The sequence below is a fragment of the Poseidonocella sp. HB161398 genome (assembly GCF_005870025.1).
Classification (GTDB): Bacteria; Pseudomonadota; Alphaproteobacteria; order Rhodobacterales; family Rhodobacteraceae; genus Mangrovicoccus.
This window is the reverse complement of record NZ_VATA01000041.1, coordinates 54,053-65,003: the sequence shown is the minus strand read 5'-3', so window position 1 is coordinate 65,003 and position 10,951 is coordinate 54,053. Positions and strand designations below refer to the sequence as shown.

Genomic DNA, 10,951 nt, shown 5'->3' with positions numbered 1-10,951 from the left:
GCTGCGGTCAGCGTGGTCTTGCCGTGGTCGACGTGACCGATCGTGCCGATGTTCACGTGCGGCTTCGTACGCTCAAACTTTGCCTTTGCCATGATGGCCTCCTGTTGTCGTTCCTGGCGGTGGGCACGGAGCCCACCCTACGGATGGGTGGCAGGGCGGGCCTGGGGGCCCGCCGCCAGATCAGGCGTACTTCGCCTGGATTTCCTCGGAAATGTTCGACGGCACCGGATCGTAGTGGTCGAACTGCATGGTGAACTGCGCGCGGCCCGAGGACATGGAGCGCAGCGTGTTGATGTAGCCGAACATGTTGGCCAGCGGCACGAACGCGTCGATCGCGATCGCGTTGCCGCGGTTTTCCTGTCCGGACACCTGGCCACGGCGGGAGGTCAGGTCGCCGATGATCGAACCGGTGTACTCTTCCGGGGTGATCACTTCGACCTTCATCATCGGCTCGAGCAGTTTCGCGCCGGCCTTCTTGAGGCCTTCGCGCATGCCTGCACGGGCAGCGATTTCGAACGCCAGGACCGAGGAGTCGACGTCATGGAAGGCACCGTCGATCAGGGCCACCTTGAAGTCGATCACCGGGAAGCCTGCCAGCGGACCGGAGTCCATGACCGACTGGATGCCCTTCTCGACGCCGGGGATGTATTCCTTCGGCACGGAGCCGCCGACGATCTTGGACTCGAAGGAGTAGCCTTCGCCCGCTTCGGTCGGGGTGATGACCATCTTGACGCGTGCGAACTGGCCCGAACCGCCCGACTGCTTCTTGTGGGTGTAGTCCACTTCGGCTTCGTGCGAGATTGTTTCGCGATAGGCCACCTGCGGGGCGCCGATATTCGCTTCGACCTTGAATTCGCGCTTCAGGCGGTCGACGAGAATGTCGAGGTGAAGTTCGCCCATGCCCTTCATGATGGTCTGGCCCGACTCGATGTCGGTCTCGACGCGGAAGGACGGGTCTTCGGCGGCGAGGCGCGCGAGGCCCTGGGACATCTTCTCCTGGTCGGCCTTGGTCTTCGGCTCGACGGCGATCTCGATCACCGGCTCGGGGAAGGTCATGGTTTCCAGGACGACCGGTTCCTTCGGATCGCAGAGCGTGTCGCCGGTGGTGGTGTCTTTCAGACCTGCCAGCGCGATGATGTCGCCTGCGAACGCTTCCTCGATTTCCTCGCGGTTGTTCGAGTGCATCATCATCATGCGGCCGACGCGCTCGCGCTTGCCCTTGGTCGAGTTCAGCAGCTGGTCGCCCTTCTTCAGGACGCCCGAGTAGATGCGCACGAAGGTCAGCGAGCCGACGAACGGGTCGTTCATGATCTTGAACGCCAGACCGGCGAAGGGCATCGCGTCATCGGCGCGGCGCGCGATGTTCCGGACTTCCTCTTCGTCGCCCGGCTTGAAGCCCATGTAGTCGACCACGTCGAGCGGGCTCGGCAGGAAGTCGATCACGGCGTTCAGCAGCGGCTGGACACCCTTGTTCTTGAACGCGGAACCGCCCAGCATCGGGACGAAGGCCATTTCCAGCGTGCCTTTGCGGATCAGCTTGCGCAGCGTATCCACGTCGGGCTCTTCGCCTTCCAGGTACTTCTCCATCCACTCGTCGTCCATTTCGACGGCGGCTTCGATCATGACAGAGCGCCATTCGTCGGCCTGGTCCTGCAGAGCCGGACGGATGTCCTCGAGGACCCAGCTTGCGCCGAGGTCGTCGCCCTTCCACAGCCATTCCTTCATCAGGACGAGGTCGAGCAGGCCTTCCAGCTCGGTCTCGGCGCCGATCGGAATCGCGACCGGGATGGCGCGGGCGCCGGTACGGTCTTCGATCATCTTGTGGCAGTTGAAGAAGTCTGCGCCGATCTTGTCCATCTTGTTGACGAACACGATCCGCGGAACCTTGTAGCGGTCGGCCTGGCGCCACACGGTTTCGGTCTGGGGCTCGACGCCGGCGTTGGCGTCAAGCACGCAGACAGCACCGTCGAGCACCGCCAGCGAACGTTCGACTTCGATGGTGAAGTCGACGTGGCCGGGGGTGTCGATGATGTTGAAGCGGTACTTCGTGTCAGAAGTGCCCTCTGCGGTCGGCTCTTCCTGGCGCTGCCAGAAGGTGGTCGTCGCAGCCGAGGTAATGGTGATGCCCCGCTCCTGCTCCTGCTCCATCCAGTCCATGGTCGCGGCGCCGTCGTGCACTTCCCCGATATTGTGGGACTTGCCGGTGTAGTACAGGATCCGTTCCGACGTGGTGGTCTTGCCCGCGTCGATATGGGCCATGATACCGAAGTTCCGGTACCGCTCGAGTGGGTAGTCGCGTGCCATGGGGGATGTCCTTCAGGCGGAGTAGGTCAAAGAGTTACCAGCGGTAGTGGCTGAACGCCTTGTTGGCGTCGGCCATCTTGTGCGTGTCTTCGCGCTTCTTAACCGCAGTGCCACGGGAATTCAGTGCGTCAACAAGTTCCCCTGCCAGGCGCTCTTCCATGGTGTTTTCGTTGCGGTTGCGCGCAGCAGCGATCAGCCAGCGGATGGCCAGCGCTTCGCGGCGCTCGGGACGGACTTCGACCGGCACCTGGTAGGTCGCGCCGCCGACCCGGCGGGAGCGGACCTCGACGGACGGCTTGATGTTGTCCATGGCCTCGTGGAAGACCTCGACCGGCGATTTCTTCGTCTTCGCTTCGACGCGGTCGAAGGCGTTGTAGACGATGCGCTCGGCAGTGGATTTCTTGCCATCCACCATGAGGTTGTTCATGAACTTCGTCAGAACCTTGTCGCCATATTTGGCGTCAGGCAGGACTTCGCGTTTTTCAGCAGCGTGACGACGGGACATCTACGTCTCTCCTTATTTCGGGCGCTTCGCGCCGTACTTCGAGCGGCGCTGCTTACGGTCTTTGACGCCTTGGGTATCCAGGACGCCGCGCAGGATGTGGTAACGGACGCCCGGAAGGTCCTTCACCCGGCCGCCACGGATCAGGACAACGGAGTGCTCCTGAAGGTTGTGGCTTTCACCCGGGATGTAGCTGATCACCTCGTAGCCGTTGGTGAGACGCACCTTGGCCACCTTCCGCATTGCCGAGTTCGGCTTCTTCGGCGTGGTGGTGTAGACGCGGGTGCAGACGCCCCGCTTCTGGGGGCACGACTCCAGGTGCTGCGACTTGGAGCGTTTCACTTTGGGCTGCCGCGGTTTGCGGATCAGCTGTTGGATCGTTGGCATGCCGGGTATCTCTCCGCTTTGCACATTTTCTTCGTCTCTCTCGCACCTGCCGTGCGTAGGCCCCTGAGACGCCGAGCCCGGGACCCGGACAAAGCGCAAAAACCACGCCGTCCCAGATGAGGGTACGCCGTGGTGGGTCCTCAGAGGATCGGGGCTTTTCAGGGCCCGGATCTTGACCGCTTAAGATCTTGAGATGCGTCAGGATACAGTGATCCCGTCGCGATTGGGCGGCGTATATGCAGAGTCGCCGGGGTTGTCAACAGCGGGACGACCTGACGCAGGCGCGGGCTCCGGACGGGGCCGGCGCCGCCCGGATCATGGCCGCGGAATCACCGGTCTTGCCCGAAGGCGCCGCAGCCGGATCTCGCGCCAGAGCGAGTAGGCGCCCGAGACGACGACGATCGCCGAGCCGATGACAGTATAGACGTCGAGCCGTTCGCCCAGCAGCGTGACGCCGATCAGGATCGCCCAGATCAGCGCCATGTAGCGGAACGGCGCGACGAAGGCGAGCTCTCCGGTGCGCATCGCCTGGATCGCCAGCAGATAGGCCGCGACCAGCAGCACCCCGCCCGCCGCGAGCGTCGCCAGCACCGGCAGGGGCACCGGCTGCCAGTCGATGAAAAGCCCCCAGATGAAGGCCATCGAAGTGGTCGCCAGCGAGCCGCCGAAGGCCGGGATGGTCGGCGGGATCGCCGCCGGGATCTGCCGCGAGGCCAGGTCGCGCAGCGTCAGGAAGGCGACGGCCAGCAGGGCGCAGAGGCTCCAGGCGGTGAAGCCCTCGGTGCCGGGGCGGATGATGACCAGGACGCCGAGGAAGCCCGCGGCGATCGCCACCAGCCGGCGCCAGCCGATCGGCTCCTTCAGGAAGATCGCGCCGGCCAGGGTGACGCTCAGCGGCGCCGCCTGCCCGACCGCGGTGAAGACCGAGAGCGGCATGTGGTAGAGGGAGACGATCACCGAGGTGCCGGTCCCCGCCTCGGCGCCGGAGCGCACCAGGATCGTGCGCAGGTCGCGGCCGCGCGGCCGGGGCAGGCTGCGGCGGGTGACGAAGAGGACCAGCGCCAGCAGCGAGCTCGACACCGCGCCGCGCAGGAAGATCGCCTGCGACACCGGAATCTCCCCGGCAATTGAGCGCATCAGCGCGTCATTGCCGGCGAAGGCGGCCATGCACAGCGCCATCAGCACCGCGCCGCGGATATTGTCGGAAGCACTCGTCATGCGGGATCGGGCCTTCGCGGCACAGGTCTGGGTTCGGCCCCGGTCAATCACATCTGGCAGGGGGTCTGCAACGGGAATTGCGGCCCTTGCGGCACCGGGACCGGTCTTGCCGCTATCCCGCCCCCTGCTCTGCCGCCGCCGCCTCGGCCTCCACCACCTCCAGGAAGTTGCGCAGGACCGGCGCAGAGTCCTCGCGGTCCCAGACCAGCCCGGTCTCGAGGCTGGGCGGCCGGGCGCCGGCGAGATCGAGATAGCGCACCCCCGCCCGCGCCAGGTTGCGCAGCGACCGCGGCACCAGCGCAATGCCCATCCCCGCCGAGACCAGGCTGATGATCGTCTGCATCTGGATCGCGTGCTGGACGACATGGGCCCGCGCGCCGCGCTCTTCGTAATATCCGGTCACCAGGTCGTGGAAGACCGGCGCGGCACGGCGCGGGAAGAGGATGAGCGGCGAGGCAATGACCGCCTCCGCCGCGATCCGCCCCGCCTCGGGCACCAGCCGTCCTTCGGCGATCCAGCTTTCCGGCACTGCGGCGACCAGCGGCTCGAGCACCAGCCGGCGGTAGCCGAAGCGCTCGGGCAGTACGCCGACGCCCTGGGGGATGACGATCCCGGCCTGGCCGTGCCCCTCGATCAGCGCCGCGATCTGGCGGTCGCTCGTCGCCTCGGTCAGCGCCAGCTCGACCTCCGGATAGAGCTCGCGGAAGCGGTGCACCAGCCGCGGCAGGATGCTGTAGTCGGCCGTGGAGACGAAGGAGAGCTCCAGCCGCCCGGAATGGCCGCCGAGGATCCGCTCCGCCGCCGGGCCGAGCGCGTCCACCTCGGCCAGCGCCCGCCGGACATGGGGCAGCCAGGCCGCGCCGAACGGGGTGAGCGCCACGCTGCGCCGGGTCCGCGCGAAGAGATCCGCGCCCAGCCGCAGCTCCAGCGCGCGGATCGACTGGCTCAAGGGCGGCTGCGTCATCCCCAGCCGCTCCGCCGCGCGGCCGAAATGCAGCTCTTCGGCGACGGCGAGGAAATGCCTGAGCGGGCGGACGTCCATGTTTCATATCTCCAGCGACCCAATCGGCGCACAATAATATATTTCCCATGGGATTTCGAGACTGATAGGGTGCGCCGACCAGTTTCCAAGGGAGGGTTCGATGCCCCTGTATCGCTCTAGAACCAGTACCCATGGCCGCAACATGGCAGGGGCCCGCGGCCTCTGGCGCGCCACGGGCATGACCGACGACGATTTCGGCAAGCCGATCATCGCCATCGTCAACAGCTTCACCCAGTTCGTTCCGGGCCATGTGCACCTGAAGGACCTCGGCCAGATGGTCGCCCGCGAGGTCGAGAAGGCCGGCGGCGTCGCCAAGGAGTTCAACACGATCGCGGTCGATGACGGCATCGCCATGGGCCATGACGGGATGCTCTACTCCCTGCCCTCGCGCGAGATCATCGCCGACAGCGTGGAATACATGGTGAACGCGCATTGCGCCGACGCGATGGTCTGCATCTCCAATTGCGACAAGATCACCCCCGGCATGCTGATGGCCGCGATGCGGCTGAACATCCCCGTGGTCTTCGTCTCCGGCGGCCCGATGGAGGCCGGCAAGGTCGTCTGGGAGGACGGCAAGGAGCAGGCGCTCGACCTCGTCGACGCGATGGTTGCCGCCGCCGATGACCGCATCTCGGATGCCGATGTCGCCACGATCGAGCGCTCGGCCTGCCCGACCTGCGGCTCGTGCTCGGGGATGTTCACGGCAAACTCGATGAACTGCCTGACCGAGGCTCTGGGCCTGTCGCTGCCCGGCAACGGCTCGACGCTGGCCACCCATGCCGACCGCCAGCGGCTCTTCGTCGAGGCCGGCCACCTGGTCGTCGATCTCGCCCGCCGCTACTACGAGCAGGACGACGCCTCCGTGCTGCCGCGCTCGATCGCGACCGTGCCGGCCTTCAAGAACGCGATGACGCTCGATATCGCCATGGGCGGCTCGACCAACACCGTGCTGCACCTGCTGGCCGCCGCGGTCGAGGGCGAGGTCGAGTTCGACATGTCCGACATCGACAAGCTCAGCCGCCACGTGCCGGTGCTCTGCAAGGTCGCCCCGGCGAAATCCGACGTGCACATGGAAGATGTCCACCGCGCAGGCGGGATCATGGCGATCCTGGGCGAGCTGGACCGCGCCGGGCTGCTCGACACCTCCGTGGGGTCGGTCCATGCCGAGAGCCTCGCCCACGCGCTGGACCGCTGGGACGTGGTGCGCACCAATTCCGAGACGGTCCACGACTTCTTCCGCGCCGCGCCGGGCGGGGTGCCGACCCAGGTCGCCTTCAGCCAGGACCGCCGCTACGAGACGCTCGATGTCGACCGCAAGGGCGGCGTCATCCGCGAGGCAGAGCATGCCTTCTCGAAGGATGGCGGCCTGGCCGTGCTCTACGGCAACCTCGCCGAGGACGGCTGCATCGTGAAGACCGCGGGCGTCGACGAGTCGATCCTGACCTTCACCGGCCCGGCCCGCATCTTCGAATCGCAGGACAGCGCCGTCTCGGCGATCCTGACGAACAAGGTGAAGGAAGGCGACATCGTGCTGATCCGCTACGAGGGTCCGCGCGGCGGCCCGGGGATGCAGGAAATGCTCTACCCGACCTCCTACCTGAAGTCGAAGGGCCTCGGCAAAGCCTGCGCGCTGGTCACCGACGGGCGCTTCTCGGGCGGCTCCTCGGGGCTTTCGATCGGCCATGTCTCGCCGGAAGCGGCCGAGGGCGGCACGATCGGCCTCGTCGAGGAAGGCGACATGATCGAGATCGACATCCCGAACCGGAAAATCCAGCTGGCCGTCGATGACGCGACCCTGGCCGCCCGCCGCCTGGCGCGCGACGAGAAGGGCTGGAAGCCGGAAGAGAAGCGCGCCCGCAAGGTGTCCTCGGCGCTCAAGGCCTATGCCGCGCTGACCACCTCCGCCGCCAAGGGCGCGGTGCGCGACGTCAGCCAGCTCGACCGGGGCTGACCGCCTTTCCCGCCGGGCGCTGGCCGTCCGGCTGACCGCAGCCGGTGCGGCGGATTTTTTCCAGGTTCCGGAAGAATCCGCTTGCACTCACCCTCGGGCTGCACCAGATAAGGCCACCACAGGCGGAGGCACAGTCCACCGCCCGTCAGCGGAACAGCGGCACCGCCGCAGCATCCGCCGGATAGGGGTATAGCTCAGCTGGTAGAGCGACGGTCTCCAAAACCGTAGGTCGCGGGTTCGAACCCTGCTGCCCCTGCCAAAACAAAGCCTTGAAAACAAAGCAAAACATCTTGGGAAATTTCCTGTGGAAAACTTCCTTGGAGCGCTGGTTTACAGGCTGGTTTACCGTTCTGGTTTACATTTCCTCCATCAAATCGCCCGCGCCAGCTTCTCGCGCAGACCGTCCGATGCGTCTGGAGACATGGCCACATAGGTCTCGATCATCTTCGCGGCATGCTGAATCGACCAGCCCATGTGAGTCGCGATCTCGCGCATGGTCGCGTCGGCCTCAAAGAGCCGGGTCGCCGCCGTGCCACGCGCGTCGTAGAGCCGGGGCCGCTTCGCAACAGGCTCGGTCTCGCGGATCTTGCATTCGTCCCGGCGGCGGCTGACCGCCTGCCCCATGTCGTTCTGCGACTTGTAGGGCTGGCCCCGGCCGTTGAGCAGCACGCGCCCCTCGGGCGTGTCCGCCGGCGTCTCGTCATAGATCGCCTGCATCCGGGGCGTGACCGGGATCGAGACCATGCGCTTGCGTTTCTGGGTCCGGATCACAATGCGCATGCCATTCCCCGTCTCCTGGAAGTGGCCCAGGGAGAGGATGTGCAGATCGCCGGGCCGAAGCCCCGTCTCGGTCGCCGTGGCCATCAGGCGCTGCAGCCAGCCCGGCGCAGCGCCAATCTTGCGGGACGCATCGCCGTGCAGGAACAGGGCCAGCTCGGCGGGCGTCCAGATGATGTCTGACCGGTCGGCCGAATAGAGCTTGGTCATGCCCGAAAGATGGTTGGCCTTGACGTAGCTCTTGTCCACCGCCCAGTTGACGATCGCGACCAGATGCCCGGCGCGGGTATCCGCGACCTTGGCGCTGTCAAAGCGGTCGCGCCATCCGTAGACGACGCGCCTGACCTGCGGGTGGTCGAACATCTCGATCGCCGCATCTCCGAACGCAGCGTCGATGCCCTGCTCGTGATAGATGCTGATCGAGTAGTCCTTCTTGGTACGCTCGGCGAGGCCTGCAAACTCCCTGCTGGACAGGAATGCCCGCAGGACTTCCCGGAAGCGTCCCTTTGAGAGGCTGCGCGAGGCACAGGCATCCCGGTAGCCTTTCCAGTAGTCGGGCCCGTGCATCATAGGGCCGTCTGCCGACGACCAGAAGCGCGGGCCACCGCGCCAAGCATAGTGGTAGATCACGGTGGCGCCGCTAGCCAGCCGCTTTGTGACCCGGTGTATTCCTCTCGCCGAGGCTGTCATACCGTTTCAGCCATGTGTCAATGTCCTTGTCAGCCGCCGATACCTTCGCATCAGCCACAGTTTGATCCATCATCCTGATGACAACGGATGTGCTCTGTATCTCGACGGTGGATACATGGCGAGCGGCCGCATTCATGACCGCCTCTGTCACGGCCCTGGCGATTGTCGCTTTCATGATTTCCTCAGACAACTTCAACTGTGGGAAAAAAGGGGGGGGTGGCGGCGTGCCATCCCCCTTGAGTTGCCTAATAACCGTGAACATTCCACGATCATTTCAAACAACTAGGGATAGCTGGAGAAGGCTGCAAGCCGTCAAAAGGCAGGCGGCAGGAAAACCTTGCCTCCTTGGCATGCATCAGATGCCATCTTTGCGAGCTTGCCCTTGGACATGCTGTCAAGGGCAGCGTCATCCCGCTCGGAAGCGGGCGTGTGGTCCTGGATCATCCTGATAAGATGAGGCTTTCTGTATCCGTGGAAGAACTCCTCTGTCAGTGACAGGTGCTTGGACACCGCGTCTTCTGCATATGGCAGCATACTTACCGATTGGTCTGAAATTCGGTCAAGAAGCTGCTTTGCCAAAACCTTTCGCTGCAGCGCAGGGGTCGCGACCCTCAGTTCTTCCTCCGTCGAGCCGATGGCAGAAAGCTTCATCCATTCATTAGATGACCTCACCTGGTCTTCGATCCCCTCGGGGCTGACGATGTCTCTGTCATCCGTCAGGAAAACCTTTTTACAACAAGGAAGCACAGGGTTCGCGAGCTGCAGCGCAAACATGACAAGAACCTCGTCGGGCTTCTTCGCCAAATGCATGCGCAGACAGTGGAGTTTGATCCGTCGGATCTGGTCCACCAGCTTTGCAGGAATCTTCACGACCTCGTGAGTGTTGCTGTCATGACTCGAATCGGCAAAATTTCGCTCAGAACGTTGAAGCCAGCCCGCTTCGTGGAGATGTTCCCGGTCCTCGGGCAGACAATTCTCGCGGACCCGGATGGGGTCTTTCGCCGACCAGCCGAAGGCCCAGACCACGCCCAGGAGCGCCTTCAGCTCGGGCGGCCAGTAGGGCTCGGCCTTGGCTTCCAGCTCGTCGTAGCGGGCGAACCATTCGGGCTCGTCCTCGCGGTTGTGCTGCCAGCGGGAGAACCTGATGTCGCTCCATTCCTCGCGCTCGGCATCGTCCAGCCGGTCGACGCCGGGATGCGTGTCGGGCGCCGTGCTGCCGTAGATGTCGTCGGCGAACCGGATGAACGCCGCGCCGGGGTGCTCGACTTCCACGCGCGCCTCGCCGGCCACATGCGCCAGCGTTTCCAGCACCGAGGGCGTCAGGATGAAGCTCGTCTCGGCGAATAGGTCTTCCTGCAGCTTGCCCCCGGCTTCGAGATAGGCCTCGCGCGTCGTCAGCGCGGCCAGCGCCGACTTCGACCAGTCCTGGCGACTGTTCTCGAAAGTGCGGCGCAGGTCTTGCAGATCAAGGTCGCGGCGGCGCGTGCAGGTCTCGGCCAGCTCGCGCATCTTGCCCTCGTCCTCACGGAAATAGGTCAGGCCGTAGCCCTGCTCCACGCTGATCGAGCCGTCGAGGACCAGCTGGAGCACGTCTTCGGGCAGGCTGTGCACCGCGCGGCGCTGCTTCACCGCTGTCACCGACTTGCCCAGCCTGCGGGCGAGCTGCGCGTCCGAGAGCGCCGAAAGACCGGGCTGGTTGTAGACCATCAGCTCGTCCAGGTCGGAAAGCCGCTGCTGGGTAATCTGCTCGGTGGACCCGGCCGCGCCCGCCCCGTCCTTCGGGATCAGGCGCACGGGCACGAGGAAGCCGTCCTCGAGCGAGCCTTCCTCCGCCATCATGTGGAGCGCACGGGTGCGGCGGCCGCCGGAGACGGCATAGGCCATCCCGTCCTGCTCGTAGGCGATCAGCGGCACCAGCACGCCGTTCTCGGCGATGCTGTCGGCCAGCGCCGTGAGCTGCGCGGGATCGACGCTGGCCTCGGAGCGCGGGTTCTCGGGAGCGACGTGGAGCTTTGCGACGGGGAAGTGCGTGATGTCGAAGGTGGCGTGCTTCATGGGTCTCTCTCTCAATGGAGGATGG

The 10,951-nt window shown here is 65.2% G+C and carries 10 protein-coding genes and 1 tRNA gene; 2 read left to right on the top strand and 9 right to left on the bottom strand.

Annotated features, from left to right (window positions below; translation table 11 throughout):
* From FGX59_RS25205 to FGX59_RS25180, 6 genes are all read right to left on the bottom strand, one after another.
* A partial coding sequence (locus FGX59_RS25205) for a GTP-binding protein (protein ID WP_023878051.1) occupies nt 1–92 on the bottom strand: 92 nt, incomplete at its 3' end.
* Nucleotides 93–180: 88 nt separating this feature from the next.
* On the bottom strand, nt 181–2,304 hold the full coding sequence (fusA, locus tag FGX59_RS25200) for an elongation factor G (RefSeq protein ID WP_138469897.1): 2,124 nt from the start codon (nt 2,302–2,304) through the stop codon (nt 181–183).
* A 34-nt stretch (nt 2,305–2,338) separates the two neighbouring features.
* A complete protein-coding gene (gene rpsG, locus FGX59_RS25195) occupies nt 2,339–2,809 on the bottom strand; it encodes a 30S ribosomal protein S7 (protein WP_138469896.1) in 471 nt (156 codons plus the stop codon).
* A 12-nt stretch (nt 2,810–2,821) separates the two neighbouring features.
* Nucleotides 2,822–3,193, bottom strand: a complete 372-nt coding sequence (gene rpsL, locus FGX59_RS25190) for a 30S ribosomal protein S12 (RefSeq protein ID WP_008331617.1) — start codon at nt 3,191–3,193, stop codon at nt 2,822–2,824.
* 315 nt (nt 3,194–3,508) lie between these two features.
* On the bottom strand, nt 3,509–4,411 hold the full coding sequence (locus FGX59_RS25185; RefSeq protein ID WP_138469895.1) for a DMT family transporter: 903 nt from the start codon (nt 4,409–4,411) through the stop codon (nt 3,509–3,511).
* A 112-nt stretch (nt 4,412–4,523) separates the two neighbouring features.
* Nucleotides 4,524–5,453, bottom strand: coding sequence for a LysR family transcriptional regulator (locus tag FGX59_RS25180; protein ID WP_138469894.1), 930 nt, complete (start codon nt 5,451–5,453; stop codon nt 4,524–4,526).
* A 100-nt stretch (nt 5,454–5,553) separates the two neighbouring features.
* Here FGX59_RS25180 and ilvD point away from each other — a divergent pair, with 100 nt between their 5' ends.
* Entirely contained in the window at nt 5,554–7,404 is a 1,851-nt protein-coding gene (gene ilvD / locus FGX59_RS25175; protein ID WP_138469893.1) for a dihydroxy-acid dehydratase, read from the top strand.
* Nucleotides 7,405–7,587: 183 nt separating this feature from the next.
* Nucleotides 7,588–7,663: transfer RNA gene (locus FGX59_RS25170), tRNA-Trp, on the top strand.
* Between the two features lie 110 nt (nt 7,664–7,773).
* On the opposite strand, the gene FGX59_RS25165 is transcribed toward FGX59_RS25170, so the two are convergent.
* The 3 genes from FGX59_RS25165 to FGX59_RS25160 form a co-directional block, all read right to left on the bottom strand.
* A complete protein-coding gene (locus FGX59_RS25165; protein WP_171060822.1) occupies nt 7,774–8,811 on the bottom strand; it encodes a tyrosine-type recombinase/integrase in 1,038 nt (345 codons plus the stop codon).
* A gap of 10 nt (nt 8,812–8,821) precedes the next feature.
* On the bottom strand, nt 8,822–9,046 hold the full coding sequence (locus FGX59_RS37770; protein ID WP_171060821.1) for a hypothetical protein: 225 nt from the start codon (nt 9,044–9,046) through the stop codon (nt 8,822–8,824).
* Between the two features lie 137 nt (nt 9,047–9,183).
* Nucleotides 9,184–10,926, bottom strand: coding sequence for a ParB/RepB/Spo0J family partition protein (locus FGX59_RS25160; protein ID WP_138469891.1), 1,743 nt, complete (start codon nt 10,924–10,926; stop codon nt 9,184–9,186).
* Nucleotides 10,927–10,951 lie beyond the last annotated feature (25 nt).

Excerpts from the sequence above, each read along its gene's own strand:
- fusA (WP_138469897.1), bottom strand. The coding sequence starts at position 2,304 with ATGGCACGCGACTACCCACTCGAGCGGTACCGGAACTTCGGTATCATG.
- rpsG (WP_138469896.1), bottom strand. The coding sequence starts at position 2,809 with ATGTCCCGTCGTCACGCTGCTGAAAAACGCGAAGTCCTGCCTGACGCC.
- rpsL (WP_008331617.1), bottom strand. The coding sequence starts at position 3,193 with ATGCCAACGATCCAACAGCTGATCCGCAAACCGCGGCAGCCCAAAGTG.
- FGX59_RS25185 (WP_138469895.1), bottom strand. The coding sequence starts at position 4,411 with ATGACGAGTGCTTCCGACAATATCCGCGGCGCGGTGCTGATGGCGCTG.
- FGX59_RS25180 (WP_138469894.1), bottom strand. The coding sequence starts at position 5,453 with ATGGACGTCCGCCCGCTCAGGCATTTCCTCGCCGTCGCCGAAGAGCTG.
- ilvD (WP_138469893.1), top strand. The coding sequence starts at position 5,554 with ATGCCCCTGTATCGCTCTAGAACCAGTACCCATGGCCGCAACATGGCA.
- FGX59_RS37770 (WP_171060821.1), bottom strand. The coding sequence starts at position 9,046 with ATGAAAGCGACAATCGCCAGGGCCGTGACAGAGGCGGTCATGAATGCG.
- FGX59_RS25160 (WP_138469891.1), bottom strand. The coding sequence starts at position 10,926 with ATGAAGCACGCCACCTTCGACATCACGCACTTCCCCGTCGCAAAGCTC.